This is a genomic window from Devosia sp. CAU 1758, from assembly GCF_054482695.1.
Genome location: NZ_JBTLRJ010000004.1, coordinates 467,219 through 485,834, shown reverse-complemented (window position 1 = coordinate 485,834; position 18,616 = coordinate 467,219). Strand labels below are relative to the sequence as shown.

The 18,616-nt window shown below is 61.4% G+C and carries 17 protein-coding genes, 1 tRNA gene and 1 pseudogene; 8 read left to right on the top strand and 11 right to left on the bottom strand.

Annotated features, from left to right (window positions below; translation table 11 throughout):
- Positions 1–16: 16 nt before the first annotated feature.
- Positions 17–93: transfer RNA gene (locus ACXYMS_RS15870), tRNA-Arg, on the bottom strand.
- Positions 94–265: 172 nt separating this feature from the next.
- Here ACXYMS_RS15870 and ACXYMS_RS15865 point away from each other — a divergent pair.
- The 4 genes from ACXYMS_RS15865 to ACXYMS_RS15850 all read left to right on the top strand — a co-directional run bounded on the left by ACXYMS_RS15865 (position 266) and on the right by ACXYMS_RS15850 (position 4,023).
- Positions 266–865: a DNA-3-methyladenine glycosylase I gene (locus tag ACXYMS_RS15865; protein WP_458907783.1), complete on the top strand. Its 600-nt coding sequence runs from the start codon at positions 266–268 to the stop codon at positions 863–865.
- Between the two features lie 347 nt (positions 866–1,212).
- Positions 1,213–1,929, top strand: coding sequence for an ATP-binding cassette domain-containing protein (locus ACXYMS_RS15860; RefSeq protein ID WP_458907782.1), 717 nt, complete (start codon positions 1,213–1,215; stop codon positions 1,927–1,929).
- Positions 1,929–2,960 carry an ABC transporter permease gene (locus ACXYMS_RS15855; RefSeq protein WP_458907781.1) on the top strand — a complete coding sequence of 344 codons (1,032 nt, stop codon included), beginning with the start codon at positions 1,929–1,931 and terminating at the stop codon, positions 2,958–2,960. Before ACXYMS_RS15860 ends, ACXYMS_RS15855 begins: the two co-directional genes overlap by 1 nt.
- A 160-nt stretch (positions 2,961–3,120) precedes the next feature.
- Complete coding sequence (locus tag ACXYMS_RS15850; RefSeq protein ID WP_458907817.1) at positions 3,121–4,023, top strand: sugar-binding protein; 903 nt, start codon at positions 3,121–3,123, stop codon at positions 4,021–4,023.
- A 353-nt stretch (positions 4,024–4,376) separates the two neighbouring features.
- Here the strand turns inward: ACXYMS_RS15850 and ACXYMS_RS15845 are convergent, their stop codons facing one another.
- Complete coding sequence (locus tag ACXYMS_RS15845; RefSeq protein ID WP_458907780.1) at positions 4,377–4,814, bottom strand: FKBP-type peptidyl-prolyl cis-trans isomerase; 438 nt, start codon at positions 4,812–4,814, stop codon at positions 4,377–4,379.
- Between the two features lie 556 nt (positions 4,815–5,370).
- Here ACXYMS_RS15845 and ACXYMS_RS15840 point away from each other — a divergent pair.
- A pseudogene (locus ACXYMS_RS15840) lies at positions 5,371–5,712 on the top strand (transglycosylase SLT domain-containing protein); the annotation flags it as partial.
- A gap of 18 nt (positions 5,713–5,730) precedes the next feature.
- Here ACXYMS_RS15840 and ACXYMS_RS15835 read toward each other — a convergent pair.
- Positions 5,731–6,084 (bottom strand): response regulator, encoded by a 354-nt coding sequence (locus tag ACXYMS_RS15835; protein WP_458907779.1) that lies wholly within the window; start codon positions 6,082–6,084, stop codon positions 5,731–5,733.
- Positions 6,085–6,324: 240 nt separating this feature from the next.
- Between ACXYMS_RS15835 and polA the strand changes: the two genes are divergently transcribed.
- Entirely contained in the window at positions 6,325–9,249 is a 2,925-nt protein-coding gene (gene polA / locus ACXYMS_RS15830; RefSeq protein ID WP_458907778.1) for a DNA polymerase I, read from the top strand.
- 9 nt (positions 9,250–9,258) lie between these two features.
- Here polA and ACXYMS_RS15825 read toward each other — a convergent pair whose 3' ends face one another.
- On the bottom strand, positions 9,259–10,650 hold the full coding sequence (locus ACXYMS_RS15825) for a biosynthetic peptidoglycan transglycosylase (RefSeq protein WP_458907777.1): 1,392 nt from the start codon (positions 10,648–10,650) through the stop codon (positions 9,259–9,261).
- A gap of 756 nt (positions 10,651–11,406) precedes the next feature.
- On the opposite strand from ACXYMS_RS15825, the gene ACXYMS_RS15820 reads away from it, so the two are divergent.
- The gene (locus ACXYMS_RS15820) at positions 11,407–11,853 is read left to right on the top strand and encodes a DUF1810 domain-containing protein (protein ID WP_458907776.1); all 447 of its coding nucleotides are present in this window, start codon (positions 11,407–11,409) and stop codon (positions 11,851–11,853) included.
- Here the strand turns inward: ACXYMS_RS15820 and ACXYMS_RS15815 are convergent.
- Positions 11,842–12,312: a hypothetical protein gene (locus ACXYMS_RS15815; protein WP_458907775.1), complete on the bottom strand. Its 471-nt coding sequence runs from the start codon at positions 12,310–12,312 to the stop codon at positions 11,842–11,844. The two genes, ACXYMS_RS15820 and ACXYMS_RS15815, sit on opposite strands and share 12 nt — an antisense overlap.
- Before the next feature lie 14 nt (positions 12,313–12,326).
- Entirely contained in the window at positions 12,327–12,536 is a 210-nt protein-coding gene (locus ACXYMS_RS15810; protein WP_458907774.1) for a hypothetical protein, read from the bottom strand.
- A gap of 140 nt (positions 12,537–12,676) precedes the next feature.
- Here ACXYMS_RS15810 and ACXYMS_RS15805 point away from each other — a divergent pair, with 140 nt between their 5' ends.
- Complete coding sequence (locus tag ACXYMS_RS15805) at positions 12,677–12,937, top strand: hypothetical protein (protein ID WP_458907773.1); 261 nt, start codon at positions 12,677–12,679, stop codon at positions 12,935–12,937.
- A 56-nt stretch (positions 12,938–12,993) separates the two neighbouring features.
- Here ACXYMS_RS15805 and ACXYMS_RS15800 read toward each other — a convergent pair whose 3' ends face one another.
- The 5 genes from ACXYMS_RS15800 to ACXYMS_RS15780 form a co-directional block, all read right to left on the bottom strand.
- Positions 12,994–13,221 (bottom strand): hypothetical protein, encoded by a 228-nt coding sequence (locus ACXYMS_RS15800; RefSeq protein WP_458907772.1) that lies wholly within the window; start codon positions 13,219–13,221, stop codon positions 12,994–12,996.
- Positions 13,222–13,266: 45 nt separating this feature from the next.
- Positions 13,267–13,689, bottom strand: a complete 423-nt coding sequence (gene tsaE / locus ACXYMS_RS15795; protein WP_458907771.1) for a tRNA (adenosine(37)-N6)-threonylcarbamoyltransferase complex ATPase subunit type 1 TsaE — start codon at positions 13,687–13,689, stop codon at positions 13,267–13,269.
- An 18-nt stretch (positions 13,690–13,707) separates the two neighbouring features.
- The gene (locus ACXYMS_RS15790) at positions 13,708–16,170 is read right to left on the bottom strand and encodes a sensor histidine kinase (protein WP_458907770.1); all 2,463 of its coding nucleotides are present in this window, start codon (positions 16,168–16,170) and stop codon (positions 13,708–13,710) included.
- 358 nt (positions 16,171–16,528) lie between these two features.
- On the bottom strand, positions 16,529–17,932 hold the full coding sequence (gene ahcY, locus ACXYMS_RS15785; RefSeq protein ID WP_458907769.1) for an adenosylhomocysteinase: 1,404 nt from the start codon (positions 17,930–17,932) through the stop codon (positions 16,529–16,531).
- A 94-nt stretch (positions 17,933–18,026) separates the two neighbouring features.
- The gene (locus tag ACXYMS_RS15780) at positions 18,027–18,539 is read right to left on the bottom strand and encodes a DUF2937 family protein (RefSeq protein WP_458907768.1); all 513 of its coding nucleotides are present in this window, start codon (positions 18,537–18,539) and stop codon (positions 18,027–18,029) included.
- Positions 18,540–18,616 lie beyond the last annotated feature (77 nt).

Here is an 18,616-nt window from a genome sequence, read left to right as displayed (position 1 = left end):
CACTTTTGCACGAGAATGGCGCACCCGACAAGATTCGAACTTGTGGCCTCTGCCTTCGGAGGGCAGCGCTCTATCCAGCTGAGCTACGGGTGCAGGCCGGAATCGGGATAAATTCCCGACGGAACGGAGCGCAAACTAGTCGATGGGCCGGACTTGCGCAACCCGCTCGAATGGACCCTGCCTGGGCATGCCCATCAGCACGCGACAATGCTGACAGAATCCGGCAATGCAGGGATCGAGAAATGACCAGAAACCAGGAGGGACAATGAACACGATCATTGGCGAAGATGGATTGCAGCGCTGCCGTTGGTGTGGCGGGGCGCCGGAATTCGTGCCCTATCACGACGAGGAATGGGGCTTTCCGGTCAGCGATGACACGCGCCTGTTTGAAAAGCTGAGCCTTGAGGCCTTCCAGTCGGGGCTGAGCTGGCGGACGATCCTCAACAAGCGCGAGGCCTTTCGCGCCGGCTTTGCCGGCTTCGACATCGGCCGGGTCGCCGCCTTTGACGAAGGCGACATTGACCGTCTCCTCGGCGATGCCGGCATCGTGCGCCATCGCGGCAAGATCGAGGCTGTCATCAACAATGCCGCCCGCGCCCGCGAGCTGATCGTCGAGGCGGGCTCCATCGCCGCCTTTGTGTGGCGCTATGAGGCGAAATCCCCCGCCCCACCACAGAGCCAGACCACCAGCCCCGAATCCGAAGCGCTCTCCAAGGCGCTCAAGAAGCGCGGCTGGCGCTTTGTCGGGCCGACCACCGTCTTTGCCTTCATGCAGGCCATGGGGCTGGTCAACGACCATGCCGAGGGTTGCGCGAGCCGGGCCAGGGCGGCCGCATTGCGGAAGGCGTTCGTGATGCCGGACTGACAGGCAGCGCCACCAGGGCCGCTGTCCCTATAAAATTCGTGACACGAAAGAAAGGCTTCCCTTCCGGCGGTGCTACGCCTAGTCTGGTCAGGCCACTTGACCAAGGCGTTGTCCAAAATAATAATATTGTACTATTTAATAGGACGCGTTATAGGTTTGCCACGGTCGCTTTTGGGAGGATGCGAGCGCTAGCCAGGACTGCCGGCTGGATGAGCCATGCGGGAAACCCCGTTGCGGCGCACCAGCACGCAGGCTGATTGCGCGCCGCCGTATCCCCACCCAAGGTACGTACTTCGAAAGAACCGCCAACAAGGGAGGACGTGTTGGCTCTTCTGGAATTAAATGGCGTGACCAAGGAATTCGGGGCCATTCGGGCCCTGTCCGATGTCAGCTTTTCCGTCCAGCCCGGCGAAGTCGTGGGGCTGATGGGGGACAATGGCGCGGGCAAGTCAACGCTGGTCAAGATCATCTCGGGCATTTACCAGCCCACAGGCGGCGCGCTGCATTTTGACGGCGCCCATGCCCATATTCACAGTCCGGGCGAGGCCCGCAAGCTCGGTATCGAGACTGTCTATCAGGACCTGGCGCTGGCCGATAACCTTACCGCTGCCGAGAACATCTTTCTCGGGCGCGAACTCAAGCGCCAGGTCGGACCCTTCCGCTTCCTGCGCCATGCCGACATGCGAAGCCGGGCCGAGGAATTGTTCGACGAACTCAAGTCCGAGACCCGCGCGGGCGATTATGTGCGCCAGATGTCGGGCGGGCAGCGCCAGGCCGTGGCCATTGCCCGCACCAGGCTTTCGGATGCCAAGCTGATCCTGATGGATGAGCCGACCGCCGCCATTTCGGTGCGGCAGGTGGCCGAAGTGCTCAACCTCATCCATCGTCTCAAGGATGCCGGCATCGCCGTGATCCTGATTTCCCACCGCATGCCCGACGTCTTCGCCGTGTGCGAGCGGGTCATCGTCATGCGGCGCGGCACCAAGGTGGCGGACAAACCCATAGCCAATTCCTCGCCCGAAGAAGTGACTGCGCTGATTACCGGCGCCAAGGAGGCCGCGTAATGTCCCAGGCGCATGCATCGAGTTTTACCAATGTGGGACAAACCCGCTTCTGGCAGCGCGGCTTTCTCAACAGCCAGTCGGCCTATGTGCTGGTGGCGCTGGTGGTGCTGGTCGTGGTGATGAGTCTGCTCTCGCCCAATTTCATGACCGGCGGCAATATCTCCAATATCACCCGCAATTTCTCCTTCATCGCCATCGCCACACTGGGCATGACTCTGGTGATCATCACCGGGGGCATCGATCTGTCGGTGGGCTCGACCATCGCCTTTTCGGCGACCATCACCTCGCTGACCATGAACGGCTTGGCGGCGGCCGAATTCCATCCCTTTGCGGGCAGCGCCCTGATCGTCGCCATCCTGGCAGGCCTGGGCGCAGCCGGTGCCGTCGGGCTGTTCAATGGCTTTGCCATCGCCAAGCTCAAGCTCAGTCCCTTCGTCACCACGCTGGGCACGCTCTCCATGGTGCGGGGCCTGGTCTATGTCACCACCCAGGGGCGCGGTACCTTTCCGGCCGGGCCGGACAAGGAATTGTTCCTGACGGTGACGGCGGGCAAGCTGTTCGACGTGGTGCCGGTGTCCTTCCTCTATCTCGTTATCTGCGCGGCGGTGATGTGGGTGGCGCTCAACCATACCGCCTGGGGCAAGCATGTGTTTGCCATTGGCAGCAATGAGAATGCGGGGCGGCTGACCGGCGTCAATGTCGACCGGGTCAAGATCCAGGTCTATGTGCTGTGCTCGGTAGCGGCCGGCATCAATGGCATCATCATTTCGGGCTGGCTCGGCTCGGCCCCGGCCAATCTGGCCACGGCCTACGAACTCACCATCATCGCAGCGGCGGTGATCGGGGGCGCCAATCTGGCGGGTGGGGTCGGCGGCGCGGCCGGCGCCATCATCGGCTGCATTCTCATCGAGGTGATCCGCAACGGGCTGGTTCTGGCCCGGGTGGACCCCTATTGGCAACAAACACTGGTAGGCGCGATCATCGTCGCGGCCGTGCTGGTGGACCGGCTGCGCTCGTCGCGCAACGGCTGAATACACATCGGAATCGCCGCGTTCGGCCGAGGGGGCGAACGCGGTGTCGGGAGGCCGGCGAACCTTCGCCGGCGAAAGGAGCGGCTTGCCCAATGGCAGGCCAAAACGGAGGAGACTAACCATGACCAAGACCGCCATCGTGCTCGGCACGATCGCTACGATGTTCCTCGGCGGCACCGCCATTGCCCAGGACAATTACACCTTTGCCGTCGTTCCCAAGGCGATGAACAACCCATTCTTCGACCTGACCCGGGACGGCTGCGAGGCTCGCGCCGCCGAGCTGGGCAATGTCACCTGCCTCTATATCGGCCCGGTGGAACATGAAGCCACCACCCAGGCCCAGATCATCGAAGATCTGATCACCCAGGGCGTGGATGGCTTGGCCATCTCGGTGTCCGACATCGCCGCCGCCACCACCGTCATCGACCGCGCCACTGAAGCGGGCATCGCCGTCATCACCTTTGATTCCGACGCCCCCGACAGCACCCGCACCGCCTATGTCGGCACCGACAACAAGCTGTTCGGGGTCGATCTGGGCAAGCTTTTGCTGGAAGTGGCCCCCGATGGCGGCACTTATGGCATGATCTCGGGCGGCGCTGCCGCGCCGAACCTGGCGCTGCGTGTTGATGGCGTCCGGGAGGCCCTGGCCGGTTCAAACTGGACCGAAGTGCCCGGTTCGCCGACCTTCTCGAACGACGACATTGCGCTGGCCGTGCAGCAGATGGGCGATCTCAAGACCGCCAATCCGGACATCAGTGCAATCGTTCCGGTCGGCGGCTGGCCGATGTTCGCGCCTGATGGCTGGAAGAACTTCGTCGACCAGTACAAGGCTGATGTCGACAGCGGCGCTCTGGCGCTGGTGGTGGCAGATACCCTGCCCCAGCAGCTCGAACTGCTCAACGAAGGCTACGCGCATGGCCTGGTCGGCCAGCGTCCCTATGAAATGGGTGTCGTGTCGATGGACACGCTGCTTGCCATCGTTAACGGCGAGACCGTTGATGACATCATCTACACCGGCAATGACGTTGTCACTGCCGCCAATGTGGCTGATTTCCTCAACTAAGTCTGACAGGCGCCGCCGGTCTCCGGCGGCGTTTTCCTCCCAGGAACACCCGGCCGCGCTTCACCGCGGCCGGGTGTTGTCTTTTGTGGCAAGAGGCTGGACCGTTCCAGCTTGAAAGACGCCATGGGAGTCAAAGGGATGGAGCCAGTCCCCAATCAAATGTCGCTTCCGGGCCACGGGATGGACCGCACTTATCACTGAAACAAGGTGCGTCCCAGGCGCTTGTCCCTGTCTGGGGGAGGCTGTGCGGGGTACCTCGGCCGGCATCGACCTGCCATTCGCGCATGGCGCTCATGGCCTTCTCGGCTGAAACCGCGCCACCGGCGCGGTTTTTCCTTCGGTAGGGCTCGACGCTACGCGGCCTTGACGACTTCGACCAGTTCGACTTCGAAAACCAGGTCCTTGCCGGCCAGCGGGTGGTTGGCGTCGACGGTGACGCTCTGTTCATCCACACCGACCACGGTGATCGGCAGCATGCCGCCATCGGCGGTGCGGGCCTGGAGCTGGGTGCCGACCTGCAGGTCGATGCCTTCAGGCACCTTGGCCCGGTCGAGTTGCTGGATAGCATCGTCGCGGCGCTGGCCATAGGCAGCATCCGCAGGAATGGTCACCGTGCTCTTGTCGCCGGTTTCCTTGCCCGCGACGTGCTGTTCGAGACCCTTGATCACCTGGCCTTCGCCAAGTTTGAATTCGAGCGGGGCCTTGCCTTCGGAACTGTCGAATTGGGTGCCATCGGTGAGGCGGCCAGAATAATGAATGCGCACAGTGTCGCCGGTTGCGGCAGTGGTCATGGGACGAGCCTTTCGGAATTGTCTGTCGCCCTGCAGAAATGAGGGCCTTCAGGGTCAGTCGCGCAGCGGGCCGCTCGGCCAGCATGGGGCGGAGCGGCTCGGCGGCGGCAAATCTCTTGCCGCAAATACGCACGACGGCGAAGTCCCTAGTCTAGGGCACCAGCCCCAGATGTAAACCTTTGGAGACAAAGCCCTGCCTCGTCTGCGCTTTTCTGGCCTATTGGGTGATAACACTTGCCGGGGCGTCGCATTTCGGCCATCAAGCCGCCGCGTTTGCCGCGTAGCGGGCAGAGTGAGGGATATCTGGCATTTCAAAGGTAGTTCGATGACGGCTCAGCCCATCCCCATTGCTGGTTCAATTGCCCTAGCGCTGGTCCTGTGCGGCTGCTCGATGGCCAATATCAAACCGCTGCCCGGTAACAGGACAGCCAGCGCCGCCATTGCCAGCCTTGCGCCCGTGGCCGTCACGCCGGCGGGCCATGTGCCCAAGGCCGCAGCCGTGCCGAGCGCCCCGAGCAGCTTGCTGCTGGGTTATGCTGGCAGCGAGCGCGGGCCGCTCGATGGACTGATCAGCCATTACGCCACGCAATACAGCGTGCCCGAACATCTGGTGCGGCGCGTCATCGTACGCGAAAGCGGCTATAATCCGGCCGCCCGCAATGGCCCCTATTACGGGCTCATGCAGATCAGCCACGCCACCGCGCGGGGCATGGGCTATCGGGGCGAACCGGCGGGCCTCCTTGATGCGGAGACCAACCTGCGCTTTGCGGTGCGCTATCTCGCCGGCGCCTATATAACTGCGGGCGGCAATGACGATCGCGCCGTGCAATTTTATGCCCGGGGCTATTATTACGACGCCAAGCGTATGGGTCTGTTGGAAAAAAGTGGGCTACGCTAGCCCGAAAGACGCATCTTGTCAGGCGAGCGTCGATAGCAGGTCATCGACCTGGCGGATGAATTCATCCTCGCGAAACGGCTTTTCGAGCCGCGGATAGTCCGATTTTGCGTCCTCGGGCAATTCGTCATAGGCGGTGGCCAGAAGAATGGGCAGGCCGGGGCGCAGGGCGCGTGCGGCCTTCGCCAGGTCCAGCCCGCTCATGCCGGGCATGGCATAATCGGTGATCAGCGCGCCGATTTCGGGATGCTGTTCGAGAATGCTCAAGGCCTCGGCCGCCGAATAGGCCTCAATGGCGATGTGGCCCATCTCGGTCACCAGATCGACCGTATTGAGCGTGATCAAAGCATCGTCGTCCACGACCAATATGGTCATGGCAGGCCCCCTGAGGGATTGATTTTTCAAGAGGTATCCTTTCGGCTGCCGCAAACGGCATGCGCAAAAAGGCGCGGGTCGCCTTTTCTTCTAGCCGGGAGCTTGGCCCACAAAAGTGGCAGGGATAGGACAGTCAGCTCCTTTTTGGTCATGACTGCTGCCAGGGAAGGGCAAAAATGGGTGCCATCATGGCGCTTGAGGCGATAGACTCGCCATCGATCTGGATGAGGGAATCGTTACATGCATCTGCTGCTCGTCGATGGCTCGGGCTATATCTTCCGCGCCTTCCACGCCCTGCCGCCGCTGAGCCGCAAGTCCGACGGACTGCCGGTGGGCTGCGTGCAGGGGTTCTGCAACATGCTCTACAAGCTGACCCAGGACATGGATGGCGACGATGCGCCCACCCATATGGCCGTCATTTTCGATGCCAAGGGCAAAACCTTTCGCGACGACATCTATCCCCAATACAAGGCCCAGCGTCCGCCCGCGCCCGAGGAACTGGTGCCGCAATTCCCCCTCACCCGCTCGGCCACCCGCGCCTTTTCCATTCCCTCCATCGAAATGGAGGGCTGGGAGGCCGATGACATCATGGCGACCTATGCCTGCATGGCGCGCGACGCCGGCTTCAAGGTCACTATTGCCTCCTCCGACAAGGACCTGATGCAACTGGTCGAGCCCGATGGCTCCATCCGCCTGCTCGATACCATTCCCCGCCCCGGGCAACCTCCCCTGAGATGGATCGGGGCCGATGAAGTGTTCAACAAGTTCGGCGTCACCCCCGACAAGGTCATCGACGTGCAGGCGCTGTGCGGAGACTCTGTCGACAATGTTCCCGGCGTGCCGGGAATCGGGGTGAAAACCGCCGCCGAGCTGATCAATACCTATGGCACTCTCGAAAACCTCCTCGAGCACGCGACCGAGATCAAGCAGAATGCCCGCCGCGAAAAGCTGATCGCCAATGCGGAGCTGGCCCGCATTTCGAAAACTCTCGTCACCCTCGAAAGACAAGTGCCGGTCGAGATCGATCTCGATGGCCTCATCCGCCAACCCATGAGCCCCTCGGCGCTGTTCCCGTTTTTGAAGGCCATGGAATTTGCCACCATCACCAAGCGGATGGGAACGCTGCTTGAGGCCAATCCCGATGACTTCGCGCCCGATCCGGAACTGGCGGCCAATAAGGACACACCAGTCCCCGGCGCGCCGGTCAAATCCACTTCGCTTTCGGTGGCCAAGGCCAAGCTCGCCGCTGGCATCGTGCCCGGCTCCGGCCCCTCCCGCCATGCCGCCGAGGAACATGCGCGGATAAAAGCCATTCCGATCAATTACGACGCCTATGAAATCGTCACCACGCCCGATGCGCTCGAAGCCTGTATCGCTAAAATCATGGACAAGGGTCACGTCGCCATCGACACCGAGACGACCAGCCTTGATGCGCAATCGGCGGACCTTGTGGGCATCTGCCTTTCCACCGAGATCGGCGAGGGCTGCTATATCCCGGTCGGCCACCGCAAGAGCGGCGACATGTTCGAGGGCGGCGACGGGCTGGTCGAAGGCCAATTGCCCATCGGCTTCGTGCTCGAGGCTCTCAAGCGCGTTTTGCAGGACAAATCGATCCTCAAGATCGGGCAGAATGTCAAATATGACATGGAGGTGCTGGAGCGCTACGGCATCACCATGGCGCCGATCGATGATACCATGCTCATCTCCTACGCCCTCGATGGTCCGCGCTATAATGGCCTCGACGTGCTGGCCGACCACTGGCTCAACCACAAGACCATCACCTTTGGCGAGCTGGCCGGCACCGGCAAGGCGCAGAAGAGTTTCGACCAGCTCGACATCGCCTCGGCCGCCCGCTACGCCGCCGAGGATGCCGACATTACCCTGCGGCTCTGGCATGTGCTGAAGCCCCGCCTTGCTGCCGAGAACATGACGGCGCTCTATGAAACCATCGAGCGCCCGCTCGCCCCGGTTCTCGCCCGCATGGAAGCGCGCGGCATCACTGTCGACCGGCAGATCCTCGCCCGCCTTTCGGGCGATTTCGCCCAGCGCGCCGCCGCCTTCGAGGCCGAGGCGCATGAACTGGCCGGCCAGAGTTTCAATCTCGGCTCCCCCAAGCAATTGGGCGAAATCCTTTTCGACAAGATGGGGCTTGAGGGCGGCACCAAGACGAAGACCGGCGCCTGGGCCACCGGCGCCGATGTGCTCGAAGACCTGGCATTGAAGGGCATTCCGCTGGCTCGCACCATTGTCGACTGGCGTCAGCTCACCAAGCTCAAGGGCACCTATACCGATGCCCTCCCCACCTATATCAACCAGCGCACCGGCCGCGTACACACGTCATATTCGCAGGCCTCCGTGCTCACCGGGCGGCTCAGTTCAAACGATCCGAACCTCCAAAACATCCCGGTCCGCACCGAGGATGGCCGCAAGATCCGCACTGCCTTCGTCGCCCCGCCGGGCAAGGTTCTTATTTCCGCCGACTATTCCCAGATCGAATTGCGGGTGCTGGCCCATATCGCTAATATCCAGGCGCTCAAGGACGCTTTCGAGGAGGGGCTGGATATTCACGCCATGACGGCGAGCGAGATGTTCAACGTGCCGGTCGAAGGCATGCCCAGCGATGTGCGCCGCCGCGCCAAGGCGATCAATTTCGGCATCATCTACGGCATTTCCGCCTTTGGCCTGGCCAATCAGCTCGGCATCGAGCGCAGCGTTGCCGGGGAGTATATAAGAACCTATTTCGAGCGCTTCCCGGGCATCAAGGACTATATGGACGCCCAGAAGGTGCGGGTGAAAGCCGAGGGTCACGTCATGACCATTTTCGGCCGCCGCATCCAGTTCCCCAATGCCAATTCCGGCAATCCCAGCGAGCGCAGCTTTGTCGAACGCGCCTCGATCAACGCCCCCATCCAGGGCAGCGCCGCCGACATCATCCGCCGCGCCATGATCCGCATGGAGCCGGAACTCAAAAAGGCCGGCGTCGAAGCCGACATGCTGCTGCAGGTGCATGACGAGTTGATCTTCGAGGTGCCGGAAGGGACCGAGGACCAGGCCATTCCGGTGATCAAGCGGGTCATGGAAGGGGCGGCAGAGCCGGCGGTGCGGCTGTCAGTGCCGATCCAGGTGGATGCGCACGCGGCGAAGAATTGGGACGAGGCTCATTAGGTGGCTTAATTAGCCGTATTGCTTGTATTGCGCTTCGAATTCGGCAATCACTTCTTCAGGTTCACCACCACTTCCTGCTGAGATTTTTCCTGCTGAGATGAGATCTCTATATAGAACCAATATTTGCTTGGCTTCGGACGCCTCCAATAGGCCCTTGCGTACGAAATCTTCGAGCATGACTGCCGTAGACTCTCTCCTGAATTTTCCGGTGACTGATGAGATTCTCTCAATCAATATTGCCGAATTAATCTTGTCTACTTCAGATTGACCAAAGAAATGGCTTCGCGCGTGAGCGATGCCAAAAATTTCACGTTCATATCGAACACTACAAAGATAAATTTCGATTATTTCTTGTTTCGTTAGAATTTTTTCGAGCCAACGAGCGAGAAGAACTTCCACCACCTTCCGCCGCACGGTCTTGTGAAAGTCCTTTATGAAGAGCGTTCTGGCAAGTTGTTGGGTGATGGTGGTTCCACCTCCAGCCTTCTTGCCTCGAAATCTGTCTCGGGCCGCGCGCGCCATGGCCAGCCAATCATTTCCATTGTGGCCATAAAACCGCCTATCCTCACGCTCTACCGCAAATTCCTTGGCGTACCTAAGTTCTATTTTGTGCCTTATCGCTTCATAGCGAGCTAACTTAGCACTATACAAGACGGAGTGAGTTCGACCTTGAAGTCGAACTTTCAAAATTTTGCATAGTAATTTTGTCAATATAAGTAAACTAGTTTCAAAATGATCAAAGAGGCTGCGGCGAATATAATATAGCGTTGCGAAAAACCAGAAAAACCAGAATCCAGCATTAAAAATATGCGCCGTGCGAAATCCATCTCGAAGCAAGGGCACATGGAGGGCGATAAGGATTTCGGTGGAGTAGAAAGAAAACCCAAACGCTGCTACCGACGCCGCCAGTGCAGCAATTGCGTAATATGGGTAGCTGCTTTGTAGACGCCATCCGGGAAACAATCTTATTGCAAAGGGGTGATCTGCTCCCTCAATACGCCAATTCGGCAGCACTAATGTCGAGACACCATAGCTTTGTCCAAGCATTCTTCGAAGAACTATTACTTTTCTTGCGGAGAACACGTACGAACGCCTTAAATGACAAAAGTAGGCGCTTACAACGCCCGTCGCCATTATCATTGCCAGAATGAAAATGGCGAAATTCGTCAGCCGCTCCGACGTGAGTGAGGGGCCCTTTAGGATGTCGGCCAAGAATGGTGATATTGCAGGCAGAACGGGAAGCAAGGCCGCGAGGAGAACTCCGTTGGCAATAGAAACCGCGTTGTCGTCCGATTTAGCTCTTTCGGACGCTGCATTGTACTCAGCCAAAGCTATTTCATTGCTGCCAAGGCGATACGTCGGAAAGAAATTCTGCCAATCGGCATCCAAATCATGTCGCATAGCAGCCTCGCATAACATTCTAACAGTCTGCTTGGGCGCAAGCTGTCGCGCTTACTGTACTCACTGCCACTGATTCACATCGGTGTAAAATTCAGATGAGTTGGCAGAACCCCGCCCGGCCTCCCCCTGAAGAAGGGGGAAGAGTAGGTTTGGGGTCTTTGGACGTTTCGGAGCCTTCACCGCGCCCACACCAAGCTCGACGCGCTCCTCCCCCTATCAGGGGGAGGTTGGGTGGGGGTATCCCCTTCAAAAAACTCACCAATCCACAAGTAGTCCCCGTCCCCTCGACCTCCCCCATAATCCCCCATCTCCCCACGACAGGGCGGTCTGCAGCGACCAGATGTGGGGAGACAGAAGGGCACGGGACAGTCGTTGGTCGGCCGTCGTCTCGGGGACAAACACTTGCCGGTAAAAAGGCAGGTGGTCTGGTTCCCCCTAATGCGAAACTTCGATCTGTCCCGAAGGGCAAATCTCTCCTGTGGGGAGATTTGAGGCGAGAAGGTCATGAGAGCCTGGAGCGACCGAAGGGCAATTCGCTCCGGTGGAGCGAATTGAGCGAACAAGGCTCGCATGGCAAGCGTCCCAAGGCGGCTTCCGTCCCACTTTTATTTGTTTCGGGGACGCAGGCCGTCTCGGAACTCCGCTCTGTTCAGCAACCGCAAGCCAGAAGGCCGGGCGGGACGTCGTCGTGCCCGGATTTTGGCGCGCCGCAGCTTTGGGCGTACACTAGGCCAGGCTGAAAAACAGGAGGATGCGATGACCGAGACACACGGCGCCATGATCGCCAAGTTCCTCACCGCGCAGGATCAGGTCTATCCGGCGGCGCTGCACGAATTGCGCGCGGGGCGGAAACAGACGCACTGGATGTGGTTCATCTTTCCGCAACTGGCCGGCCTGGGCAGCAGCGAGATGGCGCAGCTTTATGCGCTGTCCGGCCTCGAAGACGCCGCCGCCTTTGCGGCCCATGCGATCCTGGGCGCGCGGTTGGTCGAATGCACCGAGGCGGTGCTGCTGCATGCGCCCGACAGCGTCGCGCCGCGCGATCTCGGCACCGTTTTCGGCTCGCCCGACGACAAGAAGTTCATCTCCTCGATGACGCTGTTTGCGCGCGCCGTACCGGAACAGCGCCTCTTCCGCGCGGCGCTCACGGCCTTTCATGACGGGCATGAGGACGCGCGGACAGTGGAGCTATTAGGGACCTGAAATGCCCAGAAAATAGAGGATGAATGGCAGGGCGAAGAACACGCCCCAGGCGGCGAGCAGGATCAGCGGCACGCGGGTGGAGAATTTGGTGCCCGCGTGCTGGCGCAGATGCATGCGCTCGCGCTCGGCTCCGTCGGTGGCGAGGGTAAATTGTGTGAGTTCGGGATATTGGTCGATCAGACGCTCCTCCCGTTCCCGCCAATGGGCCATCGCCTCCTGGGCGGCGAAAATGCCGGGACGTGCCTCGAGCACCAGCACTAGGCCGAGTATGGCCAGGATCGGCGGCAGGATGACGATGAAGGGATTTGCCCAGTCATCATATGCGGCCGCGAGGGCCGAGCCATAGGCGATGACGAGGAAACTCTGGGAGGAGATCAGCGCGTTAAGGCGACTATTGAGCAGGCTGATTTCGGCCCGGATTTCGTTTCTGGTGTGGTCGAGCTCGGTCCTGTCGGTCATGGGCTGTTGGGGCCCTATTTGTTGGTGCGGCCGCGGCGGTCGGGATTGATACTGCCGTCGGCATCGGTATCGTTCATCACGTCGCCCTCCACCGTGCTCTCGCCCGCCTCTTCCTCGAAGGTCATCTCGTCCTGGTCAACGCCCCGGGTGGTCTGGCCGATACCGGGGTTGCGCTTGAGATCGAGATCGTTGGGCGTCTGGGTCTTTGGCTGCTTGCTGGACATGGAAATCTCCATTTCTCTGGCCCTCCCGTCACAAATTCTAACGCGGCGTTCCGGTTCCGGACGCAAAACTTGGATCACATCGGGCAACTCTCGCCGCTCTCGCCCGTTCGACCCCAATGCACGCAGCAAGGAGGTTTGCCATGCAGCAGAGCAATCACGAAACCCGCGGCACGGAGAAGACCACACAGGGTCCGCGCACCCGCGAGCAGCAGAAGGCGATCATCGAGGGTCGCGAAAAAACGAAGGGGATCGATGTCGACCCCCATGAGACGCCGATCAGCGAACGCCGCGAGGCCGCCACGCCGCCGTCGAAGGCCTATGACAATTCCACCGGCGATCGCAGCATCAGGCGCGGCAATAATCAGGAAGACGAGCACCACAAAAGACGGGTCGACGACTAAGTCCCGCTGGTGTTTTAACGCCAGACTGGCCCTGCCCCCGGCAGGGTCTTTTTCAGTTATCCGGGCAGGGGCTGGTCGCGATCGGGCTCGATGTCATCGGGAAACGGATCGCGTCCGGGCGGAAAATCGGGCGCATCTCCCGGTTCGTCCTCGCCCGGCAGAGGCGGCTCGGATTCGCCCGGCTGGGTCGGCGCCGGACCAAAGGGCGGCACGGGCCCGGGCACACCATCATCGGGCAGGGCGGGGTCGGGCTGGATGGGCGGCATCTGCATATGCAAGACCATTGGCATTCTCCTTTCGTCAGGAGATTCAATATCAGGAAGGACTGATCAGTTCCGCGTCAGCCGCACATTCCGCCCCTCCCCGCCGGGCGGGATATCGAGCTGGACCAGCACGGTCACGGCCTCCGCCACCTGCGGGGCGCGGGCGGCCCATTCGACCAGCACGATGGCGTCAGGATCCTCGAGCAGGCCCAGTTCATCGGCCTCGCTTGCCTCGGCCAGGCGATAGAGATCGGCATGCAGCACCGGGCCGGCTGGCGTGTCATAGGGCTGGATGATGGCAAAGGTCGGCGAGGGCACTTCGAGCGCCGGGTCATCGGCCAGTTGGCGCAGGATGGCGCGGGCCATGGCCGTCTTGCCGGCGCCCAGATCGCCCTCAAGACTGACGATATCCCCAGGCTTCAGCGTCATGGCAAGCTCGGCACCGAAGCGGGACGTGGCGTCGTCATCGGGGAGGAAGGTTTCAGTCATCGGAGAAGCACCGGCTCCTCACTCCGCCACCCCGGCCAGGGCGCTGTCGAGCGGCAGGTTGACGATGATGCGGCTGCCCTTGGGCTCGCGCTTTTCGGCCGAGATGGTGCCGCCATGCATGTTGACGAAGGTGCGTACGATGGAAAGGGCCAGCCCGGCGCCGCGCTGGCGGCCACCCGATTGCGGGCCGTCGAGCCTTGTGAGGATGGCCGCCTTCATCTCGTCGGTAATACCGGGGCCCTCGTCATCGATGATGAAGAGCATGCGATCGCCGCGATGGCTGGCGGCAAGGCGGATTTCCCCGCCCGGGGGCGAGAAGCGCGCCGCATTGGAGAGGAGATTGTAGAGCACCTGCACGATGCGGGTGCCGTCGCCGACAAAGGCGGGCAGGCCGGGCTCGATATCGACCACCAGATGGGGTGCCTCGCCCGAGACTTCGGGGAAAGTGGCGGTAATGCCGGCGCGCGCCTTGTCGATCAGCGCCACCACGTCGAGCGTTTCGGGCTTGAGCTCGGCAATGCCGGCATCGACTGAGGCAAGGTCGAGGATATTGTCGATCAACACGCCCAGCGTCACCGAGGAGGCGCGGATATAGTCGATATACTCGCGCTGCCGGTCATTGAGGCTCCCGCTTTCCATGCCCGAGAGCAGGTCGGCAAAGCCGATGATATTGGTCAGCGGCGAGCGCAATTCATAGGAGACGTTCTCCACGAACGCGTCCTTGAGGCGGTCGGCGGCGACCAGCGCGTCATTGCGCTCCTTGAGCACCTTGGAATAGCTGGCGCTTTCAGTGACGTCGAGGAACGTCATCATGGTCTGCCCATCGGGCAGGCGGGTGATGGCATAATCGATCAGGCGTCCGTCGGAGCGATTGATGCGGCCCGTGCGGTCGGTGCGGGTGGGATTGAGGTCGATGATGGTGCGCTTCAAGTCCCGCCAGATCGTCGCGCCGTCCTCGGGAATGGCGCGGCCGCTGGTTTCAGCGAGCTGGTCGATATGGGGATTGGTCCCCAGATCGTTCATCGGCAGCTTCCAGAGCTTTGAAAGCTGCGGATTTGAGAGGGTCAGCCGCCCATTGGTGCCGAACACCGCCACCGCCTCATTGAGGGCCATGATGGTTTCGCGCAACACATTGGTGAAGGCCTTGTTTGTGCTTTCCAGCTCCAGCCGTTCGGTCAGGTCCTCGAACACATAGATCACGCCGCCATTGGCGCCGGCCGGGGCTGAAATGACCTTGATGGTGCGCCCGTCCGGCAGGTGCCAGGGGTCGGCCTCGAAGGGTTCCTTGCGGGCATAGCTCTCAAGGTGCCTGGCCCGCCAGGTGTGGTAATCGACCTGGTTGGGCAGCATGCCCTCGGTCCTGAGCTTGTCCAGGATCGCCCGTTCATCAAGACCCGGCGCCAGGAACTTGCGGTCTAGGTTCCACAGCGCTGCATAGGCGGCATTGTACTGCGTGAGCTCGCGCCTGGCGTTGAAAATGGCAATCGGGGTGCCCAGCGCGTCGATGATGCCGCCGATATGGGCAAGGCCCGTTTCCGCCGGCGGCGCGGGGCGCGCAAGCTCTGCCTGGGGCCGGAAATAGCCGGCGCGGCCGTTGGGCACCGGGAATTCGATCAGTTCGAACTTGCCATGGGCGTTGAAATCGAGCGGCAGGCTGACCGGCTCGATATCCTCGTGGCAGGATTTGAGATGGGCTGCGAGCTGGGTGGCGTCAAGCAGTTCGACGGGCTTGGCCTCGGTGCAGGTCTTGCCCACCGATTTGGCAAGGGCGAGATAGGCGGGGTTGGCGTAGACCAGGCGGCCCTGCTCGTCCCGGAGGAAGGCCGGCTTGGAAAGCAGCGCCAGAATGGCTCGTGCGCCTTCCCAGTCACCGCTCTGGGCCTCGGCCGTCAGCGCCGCGCTCTCATTGGGCTGGCTATATGCCGGGCGCAGGCGCAGCGCCACGGCGCTCCCCATGACCCAGCCATTGGCGCGGACGAGGCGCCCGTCGAGCGTATCGAGGCTCGTGGCAAAGGCATGCCCATGCATCCGCAGGTCTTCGACCAGCGCGGTCAGCCGGTTGGTTTCGGCGGCGCCCAGCCAGGTGTGGAAATTGAGCACGCTTTGCGGCTGGCGGCCGGGCGGCAGCACGGCAGCGGCCTGCCCTAGAATGCGCGGGCCTCCATGGCCCTGCCAGAGCACGGTCAGTTCGCGGCTGCCCGAAATCAGGTTTTCGTATTCATCGACCAGGGCCCGCAGGTCGGCGATCTGTTCGGCAGCGCGGCGGCGGGCAGCGCGGCTATCGGTGAGCAGAGTGCGGACCAGCGCCATGGAAAGCAGCGCGAAGCCACCCGCCCCGATGGCGACAGCGAAGGGGGCGATGCCGCCCAGATTTGCCGGAACAAGACCCTGAGCCAGGGCGGGAACTGCCGTGACCAGGGTGATGGGGGCGGCGCCAAGCGTCGCGAATCCCAATTGTTTCCGGAAATGATCCGGCGTCATACCAGCCCTCTTTCGCTTTGATTGCGATGCCAACCCGGCCGATGGGCCGGTACGCCTCAACTTCACAGGCTGCTGACGCAGGGCCGAATACGGCCCCAGCTGCCCCCAGAACCGGCTTGCGCGTCCCCCCGCAACCCGAATCACCAAGACCATAGCGGGCAGGCGAATCGCGAAAAAGAGTCTTGATGGCTGTGCGTTGCGGGCAAAGGCCAAGGAAAGGCCTTGACCCCGGAACGAAACAGAAACCTTTAGAAAAGGTAAAAGCCCGGGACAATGCCCGGGCTTTTTCACTGCGACCGCAGAAGTCAGTCCAATGCAGCGCCACTGACGCTACCTGAGTCCGCAGGGCGGTTCAGTCTTAGTAGCGGTATTCGCCCGACTTGAACGGACCTTCGACCGGCACGCCGATATAGTCGGCCTGGGCCTTGGTCATGGTCGTCAGCTTCGCGCCCAGCTTGGCCAGATGCAGTTCGGCAACCTTTTCATCGAGATGCTTGGGCAGCACATGCACCTTCTTCTCGATCTTGTCGCCATTGGTCCAGAGTTCGATCTGGGCCAGCGTCTGGTTCGAGAAGCTGGCGGACATGACAAAGCTGGGGTGGCCGGTGGCATTGCCCAGGTTCACCAGACGCCCTTCGGACAGAAGGATAATGCGCTTGCCATTGGGCTGTTCGATCATGTCGACCTGTGGCTTCACATTGGTCCACTTGAAGTTGCGGAGGCCCAAGACGTCGATCTCGTTGTCGAAATGGCCGATATTGCAGACGATGGCCATGTCCTTGAGATTGCGCATGTCATCGACCATCAGCACATCGCGATTGCCGGTGGCGGTGACGACGATGTCGGCGCGATGGGCGGCCTCGGCCAGGGTCACGACCTCGAATCCTTCCATGGCGGCCTGCAGGGCGCAGATCGGATCGACTTCGGTGACCAGCACGCGGGCGCCAGCGCCGCGCAGCGATTCAGCAGAACCCTTGCCCACATCGCCAAAGCCGCAGACGATGGCGACCTTGCCGGCCAGCATCACGTCGGTGCCGCGACGGATGGCGTCGACCAGCGATTCACGGGTGCCATATTTGTTGTCGAATTTAGACTTGGTGACCGAGTCATTGACGTTGATGGCCGGGAAGGGCAATTCCCCCTTGGCGTGCAACTGATAGAGACGCATGACGCCCGTGGTGGTCTCTTCAGACACGCCCTTGATGGCGGCGCGGATGGTCGAATAGAAATTGGGCGACTTGGCCAGGCGCTTTTTGATGGTGGCGAAGAAGATTTCCTCTTCCTCGTTGCCGGGCTTTTCGAGAATGGAGGGGTTGGTCTCGGCCCTGGCGCCGGTCAGCACCAGCATGGTGGCATCGCCGCCATCGTCCAGGATCATGTTGGGCGTGCCGCCATCGCCCCATTCCATCATGCGGTCGGTGAATTCCCAGTACTCTTCGAGGGTCTCGCCCTTGTGGGCAAAGACCGGCACGCCGGCAGCGGCGATGGCGGCGGCCGCATGGTCCTGGGTCGAGAAAATATTGCACGAGACCCAGCGCACATCGGCGCCCAGCGCCACAAGCGTCTCTATGAGCACGGCTGTCTGGATGGTCATGTGCAGCGAGCCGGCGATGCGCGCGCCCTTTAAGGGCTGGGCGGCGGCATATTCCTCGCGGATGGCCATCAGGCCGGGCATTTCGATTTCGGCAATGGTGATTTCCTTGCGGCCAAAATCGGCAAGGGAAATGTCCTTGACCGCATAGTCGGTCGGGCTCTTGGTCATGGGGCTGGCTCCGGCATGATGAATTTCGTTGCCATTCCTATACGGGAGCGGGGGTTACCGATCAATGACGGACATAAACAAATCTTTATATCCGCTAAGCTCGCGTGACCCGCACCCTGCCCCGCCGTCGGAACGGCATGGCACAGAGCCGAGCGAGCCCCGAAAACATCAGATAGCCGAGGATGAATCCGGCCCCGGCATAGAGAATGCCTTCCATGGTGACCGGTACCGCCGGCCGGTAGTTCTCGAGCGTACGGCGCCCGATATCTGTATCGACAAAGGCGGGCAGCGATTGCAGGCGGTCAAGGGGACCGGCGCCCCGGATTTGCGCCAGGGTCTGGCTCAGTCTCTCATAACGCGCGAAGGTGGCCGTCATGGAGGTGCCACGCCCGGCAAGGAAGTCATCATTGGAAATGGTGTAGCGCTCGAGTGCCGCCTGCCGGTCCAGCCCGCCCTCCGTGGCCGCTCGGTCGAATTCCTCGGTGATGACGCGCAGTTCATCGACCGCGCCGCCGAGGCGCTGGGTGTATTGCTGGGCATATTCGGGAAACTGGCTGAGGATGATGGCCAGGGCCAAGCCACCGGTTCCGGCTATCAAGCGTCGCATCTTGCCCTCCCGCCTGCCAGACTTGGCTGAGGCCTATGGCAAATCAATGCCTGGTGGAGGCAAGAGTTGCTACCCGG